At 60.7% G+C, this 22,506-nt stretch carries 18 protein-coding genes, 1 tRNA gene and 1 pseudogene; 7 read left to right on the top strand and 13 right to left on the bottom strand.

Annotation, left to right across the window (positions count from 1 at the left end; genetic code table 11):
* Position 1: 1 nt before the first annotated feature.
* The 7 genes from IC235_RS06830 to IC235_RS06860 all read right to left on the bottom strand — a co-directional run bounded on the left by IC235_RS06830 (position 2) and on the right by IC235_RS06860 (position 10,676).
* On the bottom strand, positions 2 to 2,719 hold the full coding sequence (locus tag IC235_RS06830) for a DEAD/DEAH box helicase (protein ID WP_191004425.1): 2,718 nt from the start codon (positions 2,717 to 2,719) through the stop codon (positions 2 to 4).
* 104 nt (positions 2,720 to 2,823) lie between these two features.
* Complete coding sequence (locus IC235_RS06835) at positions 2,824 to 4,443, bottom strand: site-specific DNA-methyltransferase (RefSeq protein ID WP_191004426.1); 1,620 nt, start codon at positions 4,441 to 4,443, stop codon at positions 2,824 to 2,826.
* Positions 4,444 to 4,495: 52 nt separating this feature from the next.
* Positions 4,496 to 6,199 (bottom strand): AIPR family protein, encoded by a 1,704-nt coding sequence (locus IC235_RS06840; protein WP_191004427.1) that lies wholly within the window; start codon positions 6,197 to 6,199, stop codon positions 4,496 to 4,498.
* Between the two features lie 82 nt (positions 6,200 to 6,281).
* Positions 6,282 to 9,161: an SNF2-related protein gene (locus IC235_RS06845; RefSeq protein WP_191004428.1), complete on the bottom strand. Its 2,880-nt coding sequence runs from the start codon at positions 9,159 to 9,161 to the stop codon at positions 6,282 to 6,284.
* Between the two features lie 527 nt (positions 9,162 to 9,688).
* Positions 9,689 to 9,770: transfer RNA gene (locus IC235_RS06850), tRNA-Leu, on the bottom strand.
* Positions 9,771 to 9,808: 38 nt separating this feature from the next.
* The gene (locus tag IC235_RS06855) at positions 9,809 to 10,348 is read right to left on the bottom strand and encodes an iron-sulfur cluster co-chaperone HscB C-terminal domain-containing protein (RefSeq protein ID WP_191004429.1); all 540 of its coding nucleotides are present in this window, start codon (positions 10,346 to 10,348) and stop codon (positions 9,809 to 9,811) included.
* Positions 10,349 to 10,388: 40 nt separating this feature from the next.
* The gene (locus IC235_RS06860) at positions 10,389 to 10,676 is read right to left on the bottom strand and encodes a putative quinol monooxygenase (RefSeq protein ID WP_191004430.1); all 288 of its coding nucleotides are present in this window, start codon (positions 10,674 to 10,676) and stop codon (positions 10,389 to 10,391) included.
* Between the two features lie 238 nt (positions 10,677 to 10,914).
* On the opposite strand from IC235_RS06860, the gene IC235_RS06865 reads away from it, so the two are divergent.
* Complete coding sequence (locus IC235_RS06865) at positions 10,915 to 11,121, top strand: hypothetical protein (RefSeq protein ID WP_191004431.1); 207 nt, start codon at positions 10,915 to 10,917, stop codon at positions 11,119 to 11,121.
* A 126-nt stretch (positions 11,122 to 11,247) separates the two neighbouring features.
* On the opposite strand, the gene IC235_RS06870 is transcribed toward IC235_RS06865, so the two are convergent.
* Positions 11,248 to 12,054 (bottom strand): SAM hydrolase/SAM-dependent halogenase family protein, encoded by an 807-nt coding sequence (locus tag IC235_RS06870; RefSeq protein ID WP_223847127.1) that lies wholly within the window; start codon positions 12,052 to 12,054, stop codon positions 11,248 to 11,250.
* A gap of 92 nt (positions 12,055 to 12,146) precedes the next feature.
* Between IC235_RS06870 and IC235_RS06875 the strand changes: the two genes are divergently transcribed.
* The 4 genes from IC235_RS06875 (at position 12,147) to IC235_RS06890 (ending at position 16,127) form a co-directional block, all read left to right on the top strand.
* The gene (locus IC235_RS06875; RefSeq protein ID WP_191004432.1) at positions 12,147 to 13,247 is read left to right on the top strand and encodes a PhoH family protein; all 1,101 of its coding nucleotides are present in this window, start codon (positions 12,147 to 12,149) and stop codon (positions 13,245 to 13,247) included.
* A 569-nt stretch (positions 13,248 to 13,816) separates the two neighbouring features.
* Positions 13,817 to 14,614 (top strand): DUF1223 domain-containing protein, encoded by a 798-nt coding sequence (locus IC235_RS06880; RefSeq protein ID WP_191004433.1) that lies wholly within the window; start codon positions 13,817 to 13,819, stop codon positions 14,612 to 14,614.
* A gap of 170 nt (positions 14,615 to 14,784) precedes the next feature.
* Complete coding sequence (locus IC235_RS06885) at positions 14,785 to 15,267, top strand: hypothetical protein (protein ID WP_191004434.1); 483 nt, start codon at positions 14,785 to 14,787, stop codon at positions 15,265 to 15,267.
* A 2-nt stretch (positions 15,268 to 15,269) separates the two neighbouring features.
* Positions 15,270 to 16,127, top strand: coding sequence for a hypothetical protein (locus tag IC235_RS06890; protein ID WP_191004435.1), 858 nt, complete (start codon positions 15,270 to 15,272; stop codon positions 16,125 to 16,127).
* Here the strand turns inward: IC235_RS06890 and IC235_RS06895 are convergent.
* From IC235_RS06895 to IC235_RS06910, 4 genes and pseudogenes are all read right to left on the bottom strand, one after another.
* Positions 16,082 to 16,462, bottom strand: a complete 381-nt coding sequence (locus IC235_RS06895) for a DUF5996 family protein (RefSeq protein WP_191004436.1) — start codon at positions 16,460 to 16,462, stop codon at positions 16,082 to 16,084. The two genes, IC235_RS06890 and IC235_RS06895, sit on opposite strands and share 46 nt — an antisense overlap.
* A gap of 279 nt (positions 16,463 to 16,741) precedes the next feature.
* Entirely contained in the window at positions 16,742 to 16,990 is a 249-nt protein-coding gene (locus tag IC235_RS06900) for a hypothetical protein (RefSeq protein ID WP_191004437.1), read from the bottom strand.
* Between the two features lie 6 nt (positions 16,991 to 16,996).
* Complete coding sequence (locus IC235_RS06905; RefSeq protein WP_191004438.1) at positions 16,997 to 17,584, bottom strand: sigma-70 family RNA polymerase sigma factor; 588 nt, start codon at positions 17,582 to 17,584, stop codon at positions 16,997 to 16,999.
* A gap of 155 nt (positions 17,585 to 17,739) precedes the next feature.
* Positions 17,740 to 18,477, bottom strand: a pseudogene (locus tag IC235_RS06910) (IS5 family transposase).
* A gap of 188 nt (positions 18,478 to 18,665) precedes the next feature.
* On the opposite strand from IC235_RS06910, the gene IC235_RS06915 reads away from it, so the two are divergent.
* Together IC235_RS06915 and IC235_RS06920 are read left to right on the top strand one after the other, a co-directional pair.
* Positions 18,666 to 19,112: a GNAT family N-acetyltransferase gene (locus IC235_RS06915; protein ID WP_191004439.1), complete on the top strand. Its 447-nt coding sequence runs from the start codon at positions 18,666 to 18,668 to the stop codon at positions 19,110 to 19,112.
* A gap of 286 nt (positions 19,113 to 19,398) precedes the next feature.
* Positions 19,399 to 21,672, top strand: a complete 2,274-nt coding sequence (locus IC235_RS06920) for a ComEC/Rec2 family competence protein (protein WP_191004440.1) — start codon at positions 19,399 to 19,401, stop codon at positions 21,670 to 21,672.
* A gap of 99 nt (positions 21,673 to 21,771) precedes the next feature.
* Here IC235_RS06920 and IC235_RS06925 read toward each other — a convergent pair whose 3' ends face one another.
* Complete coding sequence (locus IC235_RS06925) at positions 21,772 to 22,467, bottom strand: ArsR/SmtB family transcription factor (RefSeq protein ID WP_191004441.1); 696 nt, start codon at positions 22,465 to 22,467, stop codon at positions 21,772 to 21,774.
* Between the last annotated feature and the right edge of the window lie 39 nt (positions 22,468 to 22,506).

Raw genomic sequence — 22,506 nt, forward strand, 5'->3', positions numbered from 1 at the left:
CTTAATGAGGTGTTGCTACATGTCCAAACTCTTTAATCAGTCCTTTCAACGTTCTGCTTTCTGCCACTACGTCGTGAGGAATCAAGGCATAGTACCAAGGCTTCCCGCCATTTTTTAGGTTGTACTCCGAAGTGTGTTGGCACCAAGCTTCAGCGGCTTCTTTCTTAGCCAATACCACTACATCAGTCATTTCTGAGCGTCGTTTGGGTTCCAGCATGTAAATGGCCTCTGCGGTTTCGGCCACGAAATCGGGCTGGTACTCGGGCATTTCACCGCCCTGCTTATAGAAGATTTGGAATTGCCCTTTAGCTGGGCGAAACCACTTGTCAGCATCACGGTCAAGAATGACTGACAGGAGGCGCTCGGTGTCTGAATCAAACTTCTGTACAGAGTACAGGCACCGCTGGAAGCTGCCGAATACGTAGCGACCCATGTTGCTTTTGTCGGCGGGCGACTGACGGTAGTCAGTGATGGGCTCGTTGGCTGTGGTAGTGTAGGCACTAGGTTTTAATTCAGTGAAGCCTTGGCTGACCTGCACCTCATAGCCACCAGTTGAGTCGTCCCAGGCGTGGGCCAGCATCTGAACGTGTACGGCACGAGCAATGTCGCGTTGGTAGGTGCGCAAAACGCGACGGGCGTCTTCTGCCGACAGGTAGCTTTGCAGATGCTGTACCACTTGTCTGGCTAGGTCGTAGAGCAGGTCGGCATGCTCGTCGTAGTTCACGTCATCGAAGTCAACTAGTCCGGCAACAACGTAGTCTTCTAAACGGGCTTCTTCCGCTCCGTCGCGCCCTAGTGTTACTGCAGTAGCCTTGCCGTTGCCCAAATTCTGAATCCAGATTTCGTCGGGCACAGCCTGAAAATTCATGTTCTTCAGGTCCAGCGTGAAGCTGTGGTAGCCGGTGCGTACCTCGCCCTTAGGCAGAATTTGCACACGCGGAATAGCAATGGTCTGCTGCTGAATCAGAGCAATGGTTTTGGCAACTACGGCTGCTACGTCGGGCTGGGTGGCCCCGTTATCTAGGCCAAGTGCCAGTTGTATGGGCGGCTGTCGGGCAGCTACGGCTTGAACGATGGCTGCCTGTACAGTTGGGTTGTTCAGGTCGGTAGAGGCAGCGTAAGACGTGGCCGCCGGTTGGTTCACCGCCCGCCGGATTTCGGCATATGCGAGTTGGGCTAAAGCCTGTTCCTCAGGCTTGGCGAAGGCAGGCGGGGTGCTGCCTGCAGCCGCAACTGTGGCTTGACCCGGGCCGGACACTGCGCTCAGCCCAAGTTGGTTGGCTAGTGCCGACTGCGACACCACAGTCTTCGAAGCCTGAGCAAAACTGTTCTCATCAAGCCTTACTTCCTTGAGACGCAGCACCGAGCCTGGCCGCCTGGCCTCGTCCACGATTTCCTGAAACCGGTCGTGAGCTACGATGTTGAGCCGGTCTACGGCTTCTACCCCGGTGCGCTTACCATAAGGAAGGCGCAGGCCGCGCCCGATACTTTGCTCGATTAGCACCTTGGCGTGGGCAGCCCGCAGAGGCACTATAGTGTAAAGGTTGGTCACGTCCCAGCCTTCTTTCAGCATGTTTACGTGAATCACTATTTCAGTTGGCTCATCAGCATGCTCCACGCGCAGCAGGCGCTCTACAATTTCGTCTTCCTTAGTGCTCGAGTCGACCTGAATGACCTTGCTTGCATAGCTGCCCCCGAAGAAATCCGCTGATTGAATGCGGGCTAGCAACTGCGCGGCGTGGGTAATATCACGGGCAATTATTAACACGAAAGGCTTTACCACAGGAAGGCCGGTTTGGCGGGCGTAAGTTTCCAACTCCACCTTCACCTGCTCGTGCAGCCGGATGCCATCTTCCAACTTTAACTGCTCTAAGGCATCAGGAGCAAGGCCGGCAGGGTTAAAGTCCTTACGCGTGACCACTGCAGGCTCCTTCACGAAGCCATCTTCCATTGCCTGCGCAAGACGGTAGTCAAAAATCAGATTCTTGAAAGGAACCGTGCCTTTGGGCGTTTCCACGTAGGGAGTGGCAGTCAGCTCTAAGCCCAGAATGGGGCGTAGTTCGTTAATAGCCCGTACACCTGCAGTGGCTCGATACCGATGGCTTTCGTCCATCAGCAGCACCAGGTCAGGTAGCTTGGCCAAGTAAGCGAAGTAGCTTTCACCTAGATACTCCGCCAGTTGCTTAATGCGCGGGGCCTTGCCACCGCGTACTTCGGAGTTGATTTTGGAGATGTTAAAAACGTTGATTTTGCATCCAACAGTATGGTAGAATAGGTTGCCCACCACGTCCTGGTAATTCTCGCCCGTAATCACGGCTGGCGCATCAATGGCAAATGCGGCAATGCCGCGGAATACATACTTAGGCGTATTGGGTGTAAAATCCTGAATCAGCTTGTTATAGATGGTCAGGTTCGGGGCCAGCACGAAAAAGTTATCGATGCCTTGTGCTAGATGCAGGTAGGCGATGAAAGCCCCCATTAGGCGGGTTTTTCCCACGCCCGTAGCCAGCGAAAAACCCACAGAAGGAAATTCACGCTCAAAGTCCGTCAGGTTCGGAAACTCGCGGCGCAGCACCTCTAGCAAGGCAGATGGGTCTGCGTCCTTAGCCTCACGCAGGGGTGGAAACATATCCATGAGCTGGTCGAGCAACTCAAGCGAGGTGCGTTGCGGGGTGCGCAGGCTGAGACGACCGGAAAGAGCAGAAACTTGGCGATGCATAGCGGGCAGGTAACGGAAGGGCAATATGTAAGCGAAAAGGATAAATAGCCTGTCATGCTGCGACTGCACTCAGCATGACGGGCTAGCGGCACCTAGCGGCCCGCCTACGAAAACAAGGACTGCTGCCCCACCGGTACCGACACGGGCGCAACTGGCAGGTTTTCCACTCTTAGGCTATAGTCGTCATGACCCCACTCGCAGAGGTGCAGCACATGCTTAGGGATTTTCTTTACCGTGAGGTTGGGAAAATCGGCAGTGCCCCTAAATGCGGGGCACAGTACCAGCAGTGTGCGTTCGGAGCCTACCTCATCCGATAGCTGCTGGAGCTGAGCAGAGGTGAGAGTGGCAGTGGTCACGTAGAGATAATCAGTTTCAGTAGAGTGGCCCTGCTGCCAGTATACTTCAGGGTTAGGAGCATAGCGAAAGCCTTCCAGCTTGCACAGGGCCTCAGCTAACATCTCGCCGTGGTAGTCCTTATTGATAACCCAGTTGTCCCAGCGGTCCTTTTGAAGCAGAGAAGGTGCCAGGTTAAAAAAACGGAAGCCACCACCACCATGCCAGTCCACGGCCTTGCTGATACCGCCTGCATCCTCCCCGTTGAGAACTTTGTGCAGGCGCGGGATAATGTGCGTTTTGGCGTGTTCGCCCAACTCCACCATTATCCAGCGGCGACCCATTTTGTGTGCAACCGCACCCGTCGTACCGGAGCCGGCAAAGCTGTCGAGAACCAAGTCACCAGGATTAGTGGCAATACGGATGATTTTTTCAAGTAGCCGCTCTGGTTTTGGAGTGTCGAAAAGCGTGCCTTCTGGGAAAAGAGCTTGAATCTCACGTTTAGCTTCCTGTGTATGGCCGGCCTCTGTGTGGGGCCACCATGTCCTAGGAACTAATCCATCCTGGACTTCCCACAAATACAGTTTGACAGCAGGATTATTATCGCCATTTGGACCAAATGAAATTCGCTTATCCTTCACCATCTTCCAAAAATCTTCTTCCAGCATTCGCCAATGGCTTCCTTTAGGCGGAGATACTACACGTCCAGAAGGTGTAGTAATTTTATACATGAGTCCTACATGCCGCTCTTCAGCTGCAAATATTGGCCCTAATCTCCAAGGACCTCTAATATCGTTATCAGGATTGGTGTATTTCGCGGACGCTTTTTCGTCTCTTGGCAACAGATTGCGAGTATATTTCCAATCTACGCCAAGCGGCGAATAAATGAGAATGTAATTATGGCCTGGGGAAATGGCCGCAGCGTTACTACGACCATAAAAATTCTCCCACACAACTGTTGCCACAAAGCTTGACCTGCCAAAAACTTCGTCACATAAAACCTTCAAGTAGTGGCCTTCATTATCATCAATTGTAATCCATAATGACCCGTCATTGGCAAGAAGCTTTTGAATCAGCACTAATCTGTCGCGCATCATTGAAAGCCAAAGTGAATGTTCTAGTCCGTCCGGATAATGGGTAAAGGCCGAGCCAGTGTTGTAAGGTGGGTCAATGAAGACACACTTGACACGGCCAGTGTAGTCAGCTTCAAGGGCTTTAAGGGCAAGCAGGTTATCACCCTGGATGAGCACGTTGTCAAATAGGTCGTTGTCCGTCACCCGGTGCGGCGCATGGTAGGAGAGGGCAGGGTCTTCGAGCAGGATGCGCGGCTCCAACTGAGGCCGGTTTTCCTTGCCCACCCAGGTAAGTTCGAGACGGGTTTTCTTGGTCATGTTATAGCGGCTTAATGCACAGCAAGGCGCAAGATAAAAAGAGTATGCGACCTTAAATAGTGACCGACCGGTGGAGAACGGCCAACACCGTGCTGCGCAAAATTTTACAATCGTTTGGGGTGCCAAACACCGTTTGGAAGGGTTTGGGCAGTTCCCAGCGGCCATCTTCCAGGGTCAGCACCATGCCTTTAAGCAGACAGGCGGCCCATATTTTTTCGGCAAAGTCCTGGGCATCCCGCGAGATACTGGTTTGCTCATCGGTGCTGAGGGCCAGTGCTTCGCCCAACTGATAGAAGCGGTATGAGAACAATAAGTCGAGTACCAACCAACCGCAGCCAGCGAAGAATTCAGCGCGAACCCCGCTTTCGCCCTGGTTGAGGGCCTGCCGGGCAACACGCTGCACCTGTACCGCCCGCCACAGCACCCGGCCCGACAACTCGGCATTGAAGGTGCGGGCATAAAGCGAGGGCTGCAACAAGTTGTCGGGAAAAACCGGGTCGAACGACCAGAAGGCTTGCCAATCGGTAGCTAGCTGGGCACACACTGCGCAATCGGGCTTGTTGGTAAGCACAGCGGCTACGGTGGTCGCCTCATCGAGTGTGAAATTTTGCGCGTCGGGTGCGGGTGTATCGGCCCCGGTCTTGTAGTGGTAGCTGATGCCAGAGGGAGCCAGCTGATTGGCGAGGCGTTGTTGCTGCTCGTTTAGGGCCACGAAGTCGCGGGTGCCAATCTGGTTCTGGAAGTTGGTGCTACGCGTGATGCTTTCGGCGAAAGCGCGGTCGTCGTGGCAGCGCTTCAGGGAAATGATTTTAATGAACACGTAGCCTTCCGGTAATGCTCCTTCGGCCGCCGTAGCAAAGTATTCAGCCACCGATCCCAGCGTTTGTGCCCCATTCACAATAGATAGACCAAAGGCTTTCACCTTTTTGCTTTCGGCATTGGCGCGATCCACATGGCGCAGCTCCAGCCGGTTGCAATAGGCCGTCAGGCCGTTATTAAGATAAAAGAAGTGCTCAGGCTCATTGCGCACGGTATCTACGATTTTACTATTGACGGCCGTGCTGCCCTGATAGGCGCGAATATTGGCCGCAATCAGGCGGCGGCCGTGCACCCGCCAGTGCATAGCCAGTTCCGCTAGAGGCAGCAAGCCGTACACGGTTTCGTAAGGTCGCTGCACCCAGCCGGGCTTGAGCAGTGTTAAAGTTACTTCGGGCACGCCGGGACTTTGGTCGGCCCCGGTAGCCCAATCGTGCAGCGTGGTCAGGTTGCAGGTGTTGCACTCGAGGTAGTCCGTGTCGGCCGAGAACTGCCGGCGCAGGCCTTCGAATACATGGAGCCGGTCATCCGATACGGATTGAAGCGTGGAGTAGACTAGAACAGCCTGCACTCTCAGGCTGCCAAACTCTAGCACGTGCCGCAGGGCCGGAATCAGCCGGCGCCAAGTGGCATTGCTTTCAAACGCCTCGAACCGGCCTAAGAGCAGGTTTTCGAGCCCGGTTTTGAAAGTGTTCACATCCCGCAAGGCCGGCTCTCCACGTCCCGACAGATGATATTTCGACTGTACTACCCACAATTTTTCGGCGCTGGCTTCGTAATGCACGGCATCAATGCCGCCGTCGCCGCCGCCGTCTACGACCGCCGCCGCTGCTTCGTCAAGCGAGCAGCCCGACATTTTGTAGATAGTAAAAGCGGCCAGCGCTCGTGACAGAAAATTGGTATCGCGGGCAGCGGCGTCGCCTGTGGTAGCCTTGGGCAAACGGCAGGTAAAATCAGCGCGGAGTCTGTTCCGAACGTGTTCTAATTCGAGTGGAGGGATATCAGGCATAGATAGGTAGAATTCAAATCAGGATCCAGCGAATAACAAATAGCTCTTTCGTGCTCAACTCCTGCCGCAACTGAGTTTCTACAGTTGATATGAGGTCGTCGCGGCGGCGATCCACCTCGTCCTGGGCTTCGAAGAGGGCGCGGCGCTTCTGGCTGCGGGTGGCTTCCAATGCCTTCTGCTGTTTCTGGCTCTCTAGCTTGGCTTGCAGAGTAAGGGCGGAAGTGGCGGCGCGTCGCACCTCTTTCAACTGGCGGTCCAGGTCCTTGAGGTCGCGCTCCAGGGTGAGCTTCTGGTCATCGGCCCAGCCTTCGAGCTTTGCAGCTTCTTCATCAAAAAAGCGGGCGTTTCGCGCCGAGATGCGGGCTTCCACGCCTGCTTGCAAGCCCACCAGAATGTCGGCCAGCTCCGTCGGCGGGTTAGCGGGCAGGGGCTGGGACAATAGGCAGCCGGGCAGGCGCAACAGGCGGGCAGCGGTGTCTTCGTCCAGCACCTGGCCAGCATCAGTGCGAGCGGCGCACAGCAGGTATTCCTCAGTCTGGGCCGGGGTGGCCGCCGTGAAGCAGGAGAGTAGCAGCCAGCCGCTTTGGCCACGCAAAGGTTCTAGGGCGCTGATGCGGCCGTTGTAGCCAGTATAGTTAAATTCGATGGTGGCGGGCGGTAGCTGACGGTCCTTGGCCTGCTTCAACAGGGCCAGGGCCAGTGGGTGGCCCAGGCGGTAGTAATGGGCCTCAGCGCTCCGGCGTGGCATCTCGTAGTGGCCCAGCGGCGGCCGGGGCTCATGGAAGGGGAGTGAGGGCAGTTGGTACAGCCGGAAGCCGCCGGCCGGGTCGTCGGGCACGAAGTCGGCATAGTCGCGTAGCTCATGACGCGTGAGGCGTAACAGCAGCTCCTCGAAGCGGTTGCGGGCATATTCTGCCTCCGTGGCGCGGGTTCTCAGCTTCTCCCGCACCTCCTCATCAAAGTGGTCGAGCAACTGCCGCTGGGTGTGCTTCATCACACTGTCTAGCTCGTACTTCAGCTCTTCCTGCAGGCGGTCAAAGGCGGCCTCAATCTCGGAAGGCTGGCGGCAGGTCTGGTAGATGGCCGCGATGCGCCGCTCGAAGTCTACCCCCGACTCGATGGCTCCCAGAATCTCATCCGACGAGCCGAAGGTGCTGTTGAAGAGCTCGAACTTGCTCTGCAGCAAATCGTACACGCGCTGGTCGGCGGCGTTTTTCTCGTTCAGGAAGTTCACTACTACCACATCGTGCTTCTGGCCGTAGCGGTGGCAGCGCCCAATGCGCTGCTCAATGCGCTGGGGATTCCAGGGCAAGTCGTAGTTTACCACCAGGGAGCAGAACTGTAGGTTAATGCCTTCGGCCCCAGCCTCTGTGGCAATCATAATGCGGCCCTGCTCCGAGCGGAAATAATCGACCAGTGCCGAGCGCATATCAGCCGTAGGAGAGCCAGTGAGGCGGTCGGTGCCCTGATGCCGAGCCTTCCACTGCTGATAGATCTGCCGCGAACCGGGGTCGTTGTTTGTACCATTGAAGAGTACGATTCCCTCGGCAAACTCACTTTCGCCCAGCAATTGCAATAGATAGTTCTGGGTCTTGCGCGACTCGGTAAACACCAGAGCCTTTTCGGCCGCCCCATTTTCCCGCGCTCGCCGGAAGGCTTCGCGTAGAGCCACCAGCAGGGCCGTGCCCTTGGCATTTTTCTGGATGGAAGCTGCTAGGTCAGCTAGGGCGGTGAGATCCTTTATTTCAGTTTCCACCGCCTGCCGTTCGCCCTCGCCCATGATGACTGGCGGCTCCTGCACCTGCCACTCCTCAGCGGTTTCATCGAAGGCCTCGTAGTCTTCGCCAATCGCATCGGCCAGCGCCTCGGTAAAGTCGTGGCGGGCAAGCCGCCCCCGCAGCCGTTCGGCAATGGTCTGCAACGCTCCCGCAATGGCAAATGTGGACGAGGCCAGCAGCTTGCGCAGCACCAAAGTGGTGAGGGTGCGCTGGCTGGGCGGCAACGCCTGAAGGTTCTCACGCTGCAGATACTCCGTAACCAGTTTGTAAAGCTGGTGTTCGTCAGCCTCGGGCTCGAAACGCTGGAGCAGGGGCAGCCGTTTAGTGTACGACACAAAGCCGGCCACGTCCTTGCGCAGGGTGCGAAAGCACAGGGGCTGCAACCGCGCCTTCAGGTTCTGAAAGGTCTGAGGCTGGTTGAGATTGGCGTACTGCTCCCGAAAGCTCTTGAGGTCACCAAATGTATGCTCGTCAATCAGACTGATAAGACCATAGAGCTCCAGTAGCGAGTTTTGCAGGGGCGTAGCAGTGAGCAACAGTTTCTCGCGGCCCCTTAGGGCATATTTGAGAGTGTTGGCCGTCACGTTTTGGGGCTTGTATACATTGCGCAGGCGGTGAGCCTCGTCTAGTACTACCAAGTCCCAGGCCACGTCCTCCACGTCGTGTGCCTTGCCGGCTACAAACTGGTAGGAGCAAATCACCACGGCTGGCTCGGCGGGCGCAAACGGCTGGGTGATGCCTGCCATTTTGGCCTCGCGGTAAGGCTTGGTTTCCAGAATCAGGCAGGGTAGGAAGAACTTCTCCGTCAGCTCTTGGTACCACTGCTTGCGTAGGTTGGCCGGTACGACGACTAGCAGTCGACGCTTGCGCTCGGCCCATTTTTGGGCCAGCACCAGCCCGGCTTCGATGGTTTTTCCTAAGCCCACCTCATCTGCCAACAGCGCCCCCTTAGCCAGCGGCGAGCGGAAGGCAAACAAAGCGGCTTCTACTTGGTGCGGATTGAGCGTTACGCGGGCATCCACCAGCGCCGAAGCCAGCTTGTCTTCGCTTTCGGTAGGCAGGCGGCGGGTAAGCTCGTAGGCGAAGTATTGGGCCTGGTAGTCGGTAGTGGTCATCAAATACAGTTTCTGGCCTTGTAAATCTATGCCAATTTATTGTCAACAATCATTGCCATCCAGGCCTAGTTCAACAGATAACGCTGGTTTTAAGCGTAGGCTTAGTAGTGTCCTCAATGCCCGGCCTAGAATAATTCCAGTTGATTATTACATGAGAGTTCACCTACCTGACCACGTTTTCCTTAATGTGGTGCAGCCCGATTGCCCACAGCATTTCCTACCCAAAGTGCCGATTCGTAGAGCGCAGCACGTTCGAATTTGCCACTGTAGCATAATCACTTCCACCCTGGTCACGGCCGCGTAGTACCACACGCTGTACAACTGCTCCTCGAAGGCCTGCGGAAAGCAGAATGATAGGAACCGCTTAGCTTCTTCGCCAGCACCACCATAAACCCACTGATAAGTCCAGGTATTAGCGCTGGTAAAGCCGGTTTCGGCCAAAAGCAAAAAAGCCTCAAAAACCGCATCCGCGAACAGATTTGCAGCTTTTGAGGCTTGAATTGGGGATGGTCGTTAGACCTTACTAGTACCCGGAGCCGGAGTCGAACCGGCACACCTTGCGGTATTGGTGTTTGAGACCAACGCGTCTACCGGTTCCGCCATCCGGGCAGGATGAGTTTCATCAGAACATATCCGCTCTGCCGGTATCAGGAGCGGGCTGCAAAGGTAGCTACTTGCTGCTGGATGCGCAACAGATACCGCTTTTTTAGGTAGTAGGTGCGGATTTGCTCCAGCGCGGCCGGGCGGTGGTCAGCCGGGAGCTGCTCATAGCCAGCGAGTACGGGCTCAATGCCGACGTCGAGCGTATTGGCTAAGGCCTGGACTTCGGCGGCTATGCGGGACTGGGCGGCAGCATCAGGGTCGTTTTCCAGGTCCATCAGTTGCTCGTTGAGCTCCATCATGTCCATCAGGAACTCGGGCGGCAGCTGCTCCTGCTTACCTTCCGCCAGCAGGCCGTGCTGGCGGAGAATGTAGGCCATGCGCAGGTCGGCGTCGGACAGGGTCCGGTAAGCATCGGTGTTGAGGGTGGCCTCCCGCAGCATGGCAGCCTGATTTTCGGCTGAAGACGTGGCGTGGAAGTCGGGGTGGGTTTCGCGGCTCTTAGCGTAATAAAGCCGTTTGAGGGCGGCCTCGTCGGGCCGAAACGATTCGGGCAGGCCGTAGAAGGTGAAGTAGTCGAGGGGCATAGGGCAGGAAGAAGGGCGGTCGGAAGACAACTGTATACGGCTACAACACCGGATTCACCGAAAAGGCTACGGGCGGGGCCGCGAACAGCCGCTTGGTGGCCGGCCACACCTCGCCAAACAAGGCCGATTTCCGGTACGCGGCGAGCGCGGCCGCATCGTCCCAATGGCTGTAAGTGCAGTAGATGGCGGGGTTGTCGGCGTCCTGCCACAGCTCGAGGTGGCGGCAGCCGGGCTGCTGCCGGATGCGGTTTTCGGAGGCGTGAAAAAGGGCCAGGAAAGCCGGGACGTGCTCCGGGGCGAACGTCATGCGGACAAGACGAATCAGCATGGGATGATGGGGATAGACGGGGAATTGATTTAAGGGTTAGCTGAGCGGCTAAATTTATAACCACTCGTGAGTGGTCTCGCTTAGCAGGGGCATATAAGGCCAATTTTATAATCACTCGCGGACTCGCAGAGTCCGCGTTACGGACAGGGTTGGCTGGGCAAATGGCCAACTTATGGCCCCAACGGGCCGTAAATGTCCGCCACTACTCCTTTCTTTTCACCATTTGCTATTCTCTCTCATGCGACTCCCCATTTCCCGCCCGGCCGTGTTCGCCTGGCTCGTGGCTCCGGCCCTGGCCGGCAGCTTGTTGGTAAGCAGCTGCAACAGCAAACCCACCGAAACCGAAGCCGACAAAACGGCCACCGTGGTGCCGAGCGACACCAACGCGGCCTCCGACAGCGCCGCTACCACCGCTCCTGATTCCGCCGGTGCAGCCAGTAAGTAAAGCGTCCGGGCACTGAGCCAAGGCTCAGGCCCAATTAGCCGAGCTCCGGCCGTCGGCTCTTCAGCAAAAGCCCCAAATCAAACGATTTGGGGCTTTTTTATAGGGACAATTAAGTAAGCGCGCACCTTATTCCACGGTGAACCGGACGTCCACCTGCGAATCGAAATGCAGGCCCAGCAGCTCCGAGGCATTGCCCTGGCAGATCCCCAGGCACAAGCAGTTCTGGCTGTTGAACACGACCACGGCCTCGCCGGGTGGCACGGCCGAGAAGTGGGGGTGCAGCTCGCGCACCACGTCGCGCCCGAAGTGCACGGCAAAGCCCCGGCCGTGGCCGACAGCCTCGACGGCGGTGCGGGAGATGTTAGTAATTAGGTTGCCGTAGTGGTCCACGTGGGCTACGTGGCCGGTGATGCGGTGGTCTTGCAGGCGCACCTGGCGGTTGTTCAGCTGATGAAATTTTGTGACGACGGGGCCGAGGCGGTTGAGGGGCTCGCCCTGGGCCAGGGCCACGGCGGCGGGCAGCAGCACGTCGCGGGTGGGGGAGGGGGTGACGGCGGCCGGCAGGGCCACCAGCTCCGCGGGCTGCCCGTTGGTGAGCAAGGCGAGGATGCCATTGTCGGCGGCGACGAAATAATGACCCGCGAAAAGCGCGGCCTGCCAGCCCGGCTCGGGCCCGGCCCCGTGGTCGTCGACGCCGATGACGTGCACGGTGCCCGGCGGGAAATCCCGAAATACCGCCTGGAGAACATGAACGGCGTGCGCGATGTTGAAGGGCTCAACGCCGTGGCTGATATCGACCACGGTTGTCGTCGGCGCCAGTTGCAACAGCCGCGCCTTCAGCGCCGCCACGTAATGGTCGCGGTAGCCAAAATCTGTCAGCAAAGTTATCAAGCCCATGCCCGCCGTTGCGTAGTTTTTCGTAGTATTGTTCATTCACCCGAACTAGGGCAAAAGTAGCCGGTTTGGGGTGAAAGCGGGCCTTTTTTGTCTCCCTTTTCTTTTCCCCTCTTCCCCTCTCTTCCAACTTGGTCGAAAAAATCATCACCCTCGAAAACATGTCTCTGGTCGATTTCCTCGGCCCCGACAACCAAAACATTCGCCAGCTGGCCGCCGCATTCCCCGGCTCCAAAATCATCAGCCGCGGCAACGAAATCAAAATCCAGGGCCAGACGGAAGTTATTGCTCGCATCAACGACCTGCTTTCCTCGCTCATCGAGCACTACCACCAGTACGGTCAGATTACCGACAAGACCGTGAACCAGTACCTGTCCGCCACCAGCGAAGAGGCGGAAGGTCGCGTGCTGGCCGCCTCGCCCGACGTCATTCTATTCGGGGCCAAGGGCGGCGTGATCAAAGCCAAAACCCCCAACCAACAACGCCTGGTCGACACCGTAATGGCGCACGACCTGACCTTTACGCTGGGTCCAGCCGGCACGGGTAAAACCTACATTTCGGTGGCCCTGGCCGTGCGGGCGCTCAAGAACAAGGAGGTAAAGAAAATCATCATCTCCCGCCCCGTGGTCGAAGCCGGCGAAAGCCTCGGTTTTCTACCCGGCGACATGAAGGAGAAGGTCGACCCCTACCTCCGCCCAATTTACGACGCTCTGGAAGACATGATCCCGGCCGAAAAGCTGAAGTTTTTCCAGGAAAACAAAATCATTGAAATCGCCCCCCTGGCCTACATGCGCGGCCGGACGCTGAACAACGCCTTCGTGCTGCTCGACGAGGCCCAGAACACCACGCCCTCGCAGCTGAAAATGTTCCTGACCCGCATGGGCCCCACCGCCAAGGTGATGGTGAACGGCGACCGCAGCCAGATCGACTTGCCCACCCGCCAGAAGTCGGGCCTGATGCAGGCGCTGGACATTCTGAAGAACGTGCCAGGCATCGGCTACGTCGAAATGTCTTCCGAGGACGTAGTGCGCCACCGCCTAGTGAGGCAAATCGTGGAGGCCTACGATAAGTTCGACACCGAAGAAATGACTCGCCAGGCCCAGCAGAATGGTAGCCAGCGCCGCGACGAGCGCCACGAGCGCCGCCTGCGGGAGTTACACGCGCAGGAAAGCGGCTTGCCCGCTCCCGAAACCGAGCCTGAATTGCCGGTAAACCACGAGCAGGCCCTGTAAAGCCCCAAGCCCTGGCAACTAGCCAGGGCTTTTTTGTGGAAGCCAACGCTATTTAGATCCTTTATCTGATAGATGGTTGCTTCGGCGGCGTCCGATAAGCATTCGAAGTCGCGACTCAGGCGCCGGTTCCACTGCCACCAGCTGCTGGAGCGTTTCACGACCCAGCGCGTGGGGGCTGGGGAAACGCCGCGGTGCCGCTGAGCCCGGGTGCCGTTCCCAAGCGCCAGCCGCAGTGGGTCCGCGTCCACTCGGCCAGGGGGGCGTCGTAACCGGCATCGGCGAGGACCAGGGCCAAGCGTAACGTCCTGCTCTAGGGTGTGTAGACAATCACCGACTTTTACCGGGTGCGACGATATGGAACTCTAACGATGCGGAATGAGCGCGCTTGGCGCCGCTTTCGGAGTTGGTGGCTGCGCTTGTCTGAAAGTCTTTTCTGCCGCTTGATAAGCGACTCGTTGCACTTTTTCGAACGAAAAAAACTTTTTCAAACGCGGGTGCAAGGTTACGCCCTGCTCCGCGTCCAGCCCTTCGGGAGCCAGCTTCTTTTCCTCACGCCTTTCCCTTCCATCATGAAACGCATTGCCCTCACGCTTTTCCCTTTGCTCACCGTCGCCTCGGCCACCGCACTCACCAGTGCCCGCATGATGAGTTCGCCTAGGGCGCCTAACCCGGGCGTCGCCAACGTACCCGTGGTGGTGGAGCTGTTCACTTCGGAAGGCTGCTCGTCCTGCCCCGCGGCCGACGCCGCGCTGCGGGAGCTCGAAACCAGCCAGTCGCTGACCGGTGTCGAAGTCATCGCCCTCGGCCAGCACGTCGATTACTGGAACCGGCTCGGCTGGAAAGACCCGTTCTCCTCGCCCGAGTTCACCGAGCGCCAGCGCGAGTACGCTAAGGGCTTCGGCGAGGGCACCTACACCCCGCAGGCCGTGGTGAACGGCACCTACGAGTTCGTGGGCAGCAGCCAGGAACTGGCCGAAACCGTGCTCAAAGCCGCCAAAGCCCCCCGCGCCACGGTGAGCTTGGCCCGCGCCGCCAATGGCGCCCTGGCCGTGAACGTGTCGCAGCTACCCGCCGGCACCAAAGCCGCCGACGTGCTACTGGCCCTCACCGAAGCCGGCTTGTCGTCGCAAGTGGGCCGGGGCGAAAACTCGGGCCGCCTTCTGCGCCACGCCTCGGTGGTGCGCGCCCTGCGCCCGCTGGGCACCGTGCGCGCCGATGGCACCTTCATGGCCACCGTGCCCCTGGACCTGGCCCGCCAATGGAACCCCCGGAACCTGCGCGCCGTGGTGCTGGTGCAGGAGCACGCCTCGCGGCACATCGTGGGCGTGGGGGCATTGGCACTGGCTGGGGGTGCGGCGCTGAATTAATTGAGGCACCGCACCCCCGCAATCTGGTCACCAGCCTACTATCTTTCGATAGCGCCGCGACAGCCCTCAGCATCAGCGGCTTTTGGGGGAGCCATAGCCTCATCCGTTCCGACGAGCGGTTCCCTGGCAGACTGACTTACTTCTTCGTTTTACCTTTTTCAGCACTTAGTATGCGCAAGCTTTTGCTCACTCGAACGACGCCGTTGCTGCTCCTGGCCGGGGCCGCCGGGCTCGCGGCCTGCAACAAGGAAATAGTGGGCCCGCCCGGCAGCGGCACCACCGCGCCGGCCCCCACCACGCCGGCTCCCGGTACCGCCATGGTGCGCACGGGCACTATGCAGCCCCAGGGCGGCGTGCCCAGCAGCGGCACCGTGAGCATTGAGCGCGACGCCAACGGCGCGGAGCTGGTGCGCTTCGCGGCTAACTTCCGCACCGATTTTCACACCGGCTCGCTGGGCGTGTACTTGGCCAAGTCGGATGCCCTGGTGCGCGTGCAGCGCGCCGCTGACCCCGCCAACGTGCTTCGGGTGGGCACCATCGTGGTGGACGGCGCCCAGACGCTCCCCATCACCGGCGGCAGCGCCGGCTACACGCACGTCATCATTCACTGCGACCTGGCGATGTACAACTTCGGGGCCGCCCTGGTGCGATAGCCATGCCGACGACCTTACGCCTTACTCATCCGGCTTGCGCGCTGCTGGCCCTGGGGCTGCTGAGCGCCCCGGCCGCCCAGGCCGGCGGCGGCTGGATCCGCAAAAAAGGCAAAGGCTACGCGAAAGTGGGCCTCACCACCGTCAACACCGCGTACTACCACCCGCTCACGGGCGGCACCATCAGCACGGCCCCGTTCAGCCAGCAGGTGTACAGCCTGTACGGCGAATACGGGCTCATCGACCGCCTCGAAGCCACGCTCAGCTTCCCGTTTTTCCGGCGGGCCGCCTTCCCCGACCTCACGCCCGGCCAGGGCGTGGGCGACCCCGAAATCGGCCTGCGCTACGGCCTGCTCACGGGCCGGTGGCCGCTGGCCGTGGGCGTGGCCGTGGAAGCTCCGCTGGGCGACCCCAACAAGTTCGGCCAGGGCATCGCCGACCCCAGCCTCTACCTGCGCCTGCCCACCGGCGACGGCGAATGGAACGTGTGGACCCGCGCCGCGCTCTCGCACAGCCTGGGCAAGCTGCCCGCCTTTTTCACGCTGAACGCGGGCTACAACAAGCGCACCGGCGGCTTCACCGACCAGTACAGCTACGGGGCACAGGTGGGCTACCAGCTCTTCGGCAAGCTCTGGCTTATGGCCACCGAGCGCACCCTCGACAACGTGACGGCCCCGGACCTGGGCAAGTTCGGCACCATCGGTCTGGGCGAGGGTGTGGCCTACTCCACGGCCGGGCTGGGCGCCAGCTACACCGTCACCCCGCACCTGTCGGCCACGGCCGACTGGGCCACGGGCTTTGGCAAGCTGCGCAACGTCTACTCGGGCAACCAGTACACGTTCGGGGTGGCGTGGGAATGGTAGCGGTTGCCGGCTAGGGCCACCTCGGAGCCGTTAAAAATCGGCCACCGAGGGGGCTTCAGCTCCAGTGCGAGGCCGGCGGCCGGTGCTGGTGTGCATCCGCAGCTAGTGCCGGTGAAAGTGAACACCACCTCGCACGAGCCCGCGGCGTAGGGCATGGGGCTGGTGCTCAGGCCGTAGGGCATGACGTAGAGCGGTACCTGCCACCAGTGGTTGAGCATGGGGCTCAGGGCCAGGCGGGTTTTGTCCACCACCTGCGTCCAGAGGTGCAGGGTTTGGCGCGTGTCGGCCCAGTCTGCGGCAGGCAAGGCGGCCGGGGAAGCGGTGGAATGGCTCATGGGAAAGGAGGTTTATCACCCTGAACCCTGACAACCAAGTGGTCAAATGTACGGCTGACGCCGAAGCCGGCCTTGCGCGCCCTGCTAAGCCAGCCGCTACGCGCCACGTAGTTTGCTCAACCTTTCACTCGTCGCCCCTCGAGTGCCGCTTCGGTTGCCCCCAATTACGCCAACCAACCCGCCCTGCGGGAGCGTCGGGCGAAGACCACGGCGGCCCGCGCGGGCGACGGTGCCGAGAAGAACCGTTTTGGCGTTTTTTACCTCGGCTTTTGAGCAGCCTTATCCCCCTGCCGCCAGCCGGCGCTGCATTTCCGCTTGTAGCTGGGCTTTGAAGTCTTCGCGCAGGCGCACCGGGCCGCGGTGGCTGGGGTAGTGGGCGGCCTGGGCAATCAATAAGCTTTGCCGCTGGTAGCGGCTGCACAGGTAGCACAGGCGCAGGTGCACCCGCAGGGGCATGAGCGTGCCCACGCGCTGCGGCTGGCCGGCGGTGCGCTCGATGAGCAGGGTGGCTTGGTGGCAATTCAGCATGGGCGGCTACGAGGCTTGTTGGAGCCCAAACCAATTTTTCTCCAGGCACTTACGCAGGTGCAGCTTGGCGCGGTGCACGATGACCCAGTAGTTTGCCGGCGTGAGGCTCAGTTCCTGGCAAATCTCCTCGGCCGTCAGGTCTTCCACGAAGCGTAGCGCGAACACGGCGCCGTGGCGGGCGGGCAGCTTCTGCTGGCAATGCGCCATGGCCTCGCGCAGCTCCTGCTGCTCCAGGGGGTCGTCGGCGCGCACGTTCCAGGCCTGGGGGTACTGCGCTTCGCGCCAATGCCCGTCTTCGGGCCGGAAAAATTCGGCTTCTTCCGAAGAGGCCGAACCCAACGGGACCAGCGGCGAGCGGGCCGCGCGGCGGTAGTGGTCGATGATTTTGCGCTTGAGAATGACGAACAGCCAGGTGCGCTCCGAGGCGTCCTGCCGGAAGGTGGGCAGGGCGTGGAGAGCGCTGAGCAGGGTTTCCTGCACCAGGTCCTCGGCGCAATCGGCGTCGTGCACGCGCTGCAGCGCGTAGCCGTAAAGCTCGTCGCCGTGGCGCTCCAGCCACAGCTCGGGGGCGGGAACCTCTGTTTCGGGAGCCATATACACGTAGGTGATGCGTGGGGGAACAGCAAGAAGAAACTGCGGCCGTTGCTTTCGGGCCCGGCGCAAGCCGCCAACTGCCAGGGCGGCGCTTCTTCTCGCTGCTAAGCTAGCGGATGGGTCAATCTACGTGGGCACGAGACCTAATTTAATCCCTAGGGCGTGTTGACAATATAGAGGATCCAAACGAAGATAGCGGCACAATGCACAAAGGCCAGAAAAGAGGCCGCGGCTTTTTCGTAGCGGGTGGCCAGACGGCGGTACTGCTTGAGGCGATTAAAAAAGCGTTCGACTTTGTCGCGGTCGGCGTACAGGTTCTGGTCCAGCGCCCGGGTGGTGTGCCGACTGCGTTTGCTGGGCACAACGACGGCGGTACCAGACCGGCTGATTTCGGCCACCACGGCGTCGGTGTCGTAGGCTTTATCGGCCAGCACAGCCCCGACGGCCAGGCCCGCCAACAGGTCAGCGGCCACGGTGCAATCGGCCTGCTGGCCCGGCGTCAGCGCGAGCCGCAACGGGTTAGCCTAGCGCGTCTACAACGGCGTGGAGCTTGCTGGTAAAACCCCCGTGCGAACGGCCGAGGGCTTCGGCTGGGGCGCTGCTTTTTGCCCGGCCGCGTGTTGGTGGGCCCGCACACTGGTCGAATCGAGCATCATCCAGTCCAGGGCCGGGTCCTGTACGGCCTGGAACACGCGCTGCCAGACGCCTTTTTGCGCCCAGCGGCGGAAGCGCCGGTACACCGAGTTCCACGGCTCAAACCGTTCGGGCAGGTCCCGCCACGGCGCCCCGCTGCGGGCAATCCACGGCACAGCGTTCAAAAACAGCCGGTTATCGGCCGCTGAACGGCCTGCGTTCCCTACTTTGCCCGGCAAGAGCGGCCCCAGGCGCCCCATTCCGCATCGTTGAGCTCATATCGTCGCACCCAGTAAAGGTCTGCGATTGTCCTCCCACCCTAGCTGGCATCCGCTGGTCGAAGCAGGACCGTTTTTAATATACGCAAATAGCTTCGAAGTGAAAAAGAACCAGGATGGCCCTGCTAGGTGCGACTTTTGAGCCAAACTTCCAATCAAGGCTTATATCCATGCAACCTACCCCTTCCGCCACTGCCCACCGCATCACAGACCTGCGTGACCTGGACGCGGCTTTTACCATCCGTGAGAAAGTATTCGTGGAAGAACAAGCCGTGCCATCTGCACTCGAATACGACGAGCACGACCGGCGCGATGCCCGCCACTACCTGGCCCGGGCCGCCGATGGCACTCCGGCCGGCACCGCCCGCTGGCGCGAAACCGACCACGGCGTAAAGCTGGAGCGGTTTGCCGTGCTGCCCGGGTTCCGCAACCAGGCCATCGGAAGCACGCTGCTGGGCGTCGTGCTGGCCGACGTGCGCGCCGAGCGGCCCGACGCACTCGTGTATCTGAATGCCCAGTTGCGGGCCATACCCTTCTACGAGCGGCAGGGGTTTCAAAAAGTGGGGGAGATGTTCGAAGAAGCCAATATCCAGCACTATAAAATGGTACTCACGTAGGTAACAGCCTTTGCCTTGTTGAGTGGGCGAAAGTCGCGCCCGCTGAAGCAGGGGAGAAGTAGTGCTTTTTCAGCCGTTAAAGAGGCTGACTGTGCCGCCAGTGGTGCTGGATATCGTTTGTGGGTGGGTAGCTAAGCTTAGGCAGCAGAAAGAGCGCATGGCAAGCGGGTGGTTGCGGAGTGTCAGGGTAAGGGGCTGAGCGGTGAGAAAGTAGGTGGGCGCCCTGCTTTCTGTATAAACTCATACATTGCCATCTTAATACATTCCTGGCTTCCACCACCCGCTCATGATAACCTGGGCCATGTTTCCTTTCGTGCGGTACACACCGGCCCTGATTGTCGGCATCGCGGGCTCCCTCTACTTCGGAGCCACGGGACCGGCGCTCTGGCCGTACGCCACCGCCCTGGCGGCCCTGGCTACGCTGCTCATCTTCTGGAGTGTGCGCCAGCATACCCCCGCCGCCACCGATGCGGCTGGCGCGCTGGCCCTGCTAGCGGTGGCTGGTTGCGGGGCCGCGCTTACGCAGCAGGCCACCGAAAGCCGCCGGGCCGACCACCTCCTCCGCTGGGCCGATCAGGTGGAGTGCTACCAGGCCGTGGTTGATGATTACACCGTAGCGCGGCCTACTACCTTCGCCACTACGCTGCGCGTGCAAGCCGTGCGCGTGGCCGGCCGCTGGCGCCGGGCCTCGGGCCGGGTGCGGGTGGTACTGCCGCGGACGACGGACCTGGGTGCGCCGCAGTACGGCGAAGTTTGGCTCGTCAACGGGCACCCCAGCCCCAGCAAGCCCCCGCTCAACCCGGGCGAGTTCGACTACCGCCGCTACCTGGAGCTGCGGCAGGTTTACCACCAGCAGTTCGTGCACCCGGACCAGTATCGGGTGTTGCGTCTGGACCCACCCAACCCGCTCATTGCCGTCAGCATGCGGGCTTCCACCCGGCTTGACGAAGTTTTTCGGCACTACATCAAATCCAAGCGGGAGTACGCCATCGCTTCGGCCTTAGTGCTGGGCCTAAAGGACGACGTGGACGCGGCCACCAAGCAGGCGTACACGGCCACCGGCACCACGCACATCATGGCGGTGTCGGGTTTGCAGGTGGGCCTGTTGTTTGCGGCCGTGTCGTGGCTGCTGCGCAAGCTGCTGGGGCGGGCGCGCGGGTTTCGGCTGTGGTCGGCGCTGCTGGGGCTGGCCGTGATTTGGAGCTACGCCTTTCTCACCGGCCTATCGGCCTCGGTGTTGCGCGCCACCGTGATGTTCACGATAATCATCCTCGGGCGGGCCTTTGGGCGGCAGGATTCTATCTTCAACACCTTGGGCGTGGCAGCGTTTGGTTTGCTGCTCTGGAATCCGTTTCTGGTGGCCGACGTTGGGTTTCAGCTGTCGTTTCTGGCAGTACTCAGCATCGTGTACGGGCAGCCCCGCATTGCGCGCCAGCTCGACGTGGCGGCGTATTTCTACGCCCGGCGCCGGCCCTGGCAGCCGCGGCTGGTGCAGCGGGCCTGGCAGGCTGTCGGCGGGTTTCTGAATGTGGTGTGGCAGGCCGTGGCGCTGTCGCTGGCGGCGCAGGTGGCCACTTTTGCCCTGAGCCTGTACTATTTTCATCAGTTTCCGTTCAGCTTCCTGCTCGCCAACCTCGTGGCGGTACCCATCTCCAGCTGGGCCGTGTACGTGGGCATCGGGCTGCTAGTGCTCAAAGGCGTGGCGCTGGCGCTGGGGGCGGTGCTGCCGGCGGGAGCCGCCGCGTGGCTGGACTGGCTGCCGCGGGGGGCCGCCTGGCTGTTCGAGCAGTTGGTGTGGCTATTCAACGAAAGCATCTTCTGGGTGAGCCGCCACCTGGCGGGCTGGGTCGTGCGCGACATCCACGTGTCGGCCCTGCAAATGGGACTGCTCTTCGGGCTGATTGCCACCGGGCTGGCCTGGCTCAGCACCCGCCGGCTGGGCTGGCTGGGTGGGCTGGCGGCGCTCGCGGTGGTTTACGCTGGGAGCCGGGTAGCCGCGGCGCGGGCGGTGGCGGCCACGCGCGAGTTCATCGTTTACAGCATCCCGCGCCGCTCGGCGGTAGGCTTCTGGCAAGGCGCGGCGGTTGAGTTTGTCACCCCCGACTCGCTGCCGCTCACGGAAACCGAGCGCACGTACCGGCTGCTGCCGGGCCTCATTCAGCGCCAGGCCCGGAGCCCGCGGTATGCCGTGGGGTGGCGCGGCACCACCATCCCCGTGCACTGCGTCGCCGACCCAGACAGCGCCCAGGGGTTTCGGAAACCCGGCCCCGTGGTGCTGGCCCAGTGGCGGGGCTTACGCATCGGCTTCGTCGCTACCCGGATTTCCTCGGCTACCCAGCCCACCGCCGTCGACGTGCTGGTGCTGCGCCGCAACGCCCGGCTCCGACCCGAAACCGTGGCGGCCGTGTTTGGGCCCCGGGTCTGGGTGGTGTTCGACTCCTCATGCAAAATCTGGTACGCGGCCCGGCAAGATTCCAGCTTCCGGGCCCAGGGCTTCCGCACCTGGGATGTCGCCACACAAGGGGCTTTCCGGTGCAGGGTGCCCGCGACGCGTCGATAGCTTATCCGTAGTCGATTGCTGGCTTGGGAACAGCCCCTTTAACAACACGATAAGCTAATAATCATTTAGCAATTCAATTTAGCTTACCCTACTTCTCTTCTAAAGCAGAACCCGTAGTCCCAGCCGCTCATACAGCGCCGCCTGACCGGTAGGCGTGAGGACGACAGCGCGGGCTTGCGAGGTGGGCCGCAGCCAGCCGCGCGTTAAGAGCTGCCGCAGTAGCGCCGCCCCCAGGGCCCCGCCCAAATGGGGGCGGCGCTCGCTCCAGTCCAGGCAGGGCCGCGCCAGGGCCCGGCGACCCGCTCCAACCAAGTCGACGGGGGCCAGCCCCAAGTCGGCAAACCACGCGTGCCCGGCCGACGTCAGCACAAATTCCGGCCCCGCTTCGCGCAGGTACTCCCGTTGCAGCAGCGCCTGACAAATCTCGACGGCTACGCGGCCCGCCAAATGGTCGTAGCACGTGCGCACGTACCGCAGCCCTGTGGGCGGCCGCTCAGCCGGGCGACGCGTCGGCGGCAGCAGGTTAGCCAGGGCCTCGAGGGCATACGCTACCTCGGGGCGGGCGAAACGGTAATAACGGTGCCGGCCCTGGCATTCCACCGCTAACAAGTCGGCGGCCACCAGCTTGCCCAGGTGCGCGCTGGCCGATTGCGGCGAGACGCTGGCGTGGTGCGCTAGCTCCGTGGCGGTCAAGGCCCGGCCGTCCAGTAATTGCCAGAGCATCTGGGCCCGAGCTGGTTCTCCCACTAGCCCGAGCAGCGTTGGAAAAGCGTCGGTATCTTCCGTAACGGGCATAGTTAAAGCGGAGATGAAATGTAGCGTGGCAAAGATGCA

It is taken from the genome of Hymenobacter montanus (assembly GCF_014699115.1).
Classification (GTDB): domain Bacteria; phylum Bacteroidota; class Bacteroidia; order Cytophagales; family Hymenobacteraceae; genus Hymenobacter; species Hymenobacter montanus.

What these genes read in the sequence shown, in the direction of transcription:
- IC235_RS06830 (WP_191004425.1), bottom strand. Translation starts at nt 2,719, where the DNA reads ATGCATCGCCAAGTTTCTGCTCTTTCCGGTCGTCTCAGCCTGCGCACC.
- IC235_RS06835 (WP_191004426.1), bottom strand. Translation starts at nt 4,443, where the DNA reads ATGACCAAGAAAACCCGTCTCGAACTTACCTGGGTGGGCAAGGAAAAC.
- IC235_RS06845 (WP_191004428.1), bottom strand. Translation starts at nt 9,161, where the DNA reads ATGACCACTACCGACTACCAGGCCCAATACTTCGCCTACGAGCTTACC.
- IC235_RS06855 (WP_191004429.1), bottom strand. Translation starts at nt 10,348, where the DNA reads ATGCCCCTCGACTACTTCACCTTCTACGGCCTGCCCGAATCGTTTCGG.
- IC235_RS06860 (WP_191004430.1), bottom strand. Translation starts at nt 10,676, where the DNA reads ATGCTGATTCGTCTTGTCCGCATGACGTTCGCCCCGGAGCACGTCCCG.
- IC235_RS06865 (WP_191004431.1), top strand. Translation starts at nt 10,915, where the DNA reads ATGCGACTCCCCATTTCCCGCCCGGCCGTGTTCGCCTGGCTCGTGGCT.
- IC235_RS06870 (WP_223847127.1), bottom strand. Translation starts at nt 12,054, where the DNA reads ATGAACAATACTACGAAAAACTACGCAACGGCGGGCATGGGCTTGATA.
- IC235_RS06880 (WP_191004433.1), top strand. Translation starts at nt 13,817, where the DNA reads ATGAAACGCATTGCCCTCACGCTTTTCCCTTTGCTCACCGTCGCCTCG.
- IC235_RS06885 (WP_191004434.1), top strand. Translation starts at nt 14,785, where the DNA reads ATGCGCAAGCTTTTGCTCACTCGAACGACGCCGTTGCTGCTCCTGGCC.
- IC235_RS06890 (WP_191004435.1), top strand. Translation starts at nt 15,270, where the DNA reads ATGCCGACGACCTTACGCCTTACTCATCCGGCTTGCGCGCTGCTGGCC.
- IC235_RS06895 (WP_191004436.1), bottom strand. Translation starts at nt 16,462, where the DNA reads ATGAGCCATTCCACCGCTTCCCCGGCCGCCTTGCCTGCCGCAGACTGG.
- IC235_RS06900 (WP_191004437.1), bottom strand. Translation starts at nt 16,990, where the DNA reads ATGCTGAATTGCCACCAAGCCACCCTGCTCATCGAGCGCACCGCCGGC.
- IC235_RS06905 (WP_191004438.1), bottom strand. Translation starts at nt 17,584, where the DNA reads ATGGCTCCCGAAACAGAGGTTCCCGCCCCCGAGCTGTGGCTGGAGCGC.
- IC235_RS06915 (WP_191004439.1), top strand. Translation starts at nt 18,666, where the DNA reads ATGCAACCTACCCCTTCCGCCACTGCCCACCGCATCACAGACCTGCGT.
- IC235_RS06920 (WP_191004440.1), top strand. Translation starts at nt 19,399, where the DNA reads ATGATAACCTGGGCCATGTTTCCTTTCGTGCGGTACACACCGGCCCTG.
- IC235_RS06925 (WP_191004441.1), bottom strand. Translation starts at nt 22,467, where the DNA reads ATGCCCGTTACGGAAGATACCGACGCTTTTCCAACGCTGCTCGGGCTA.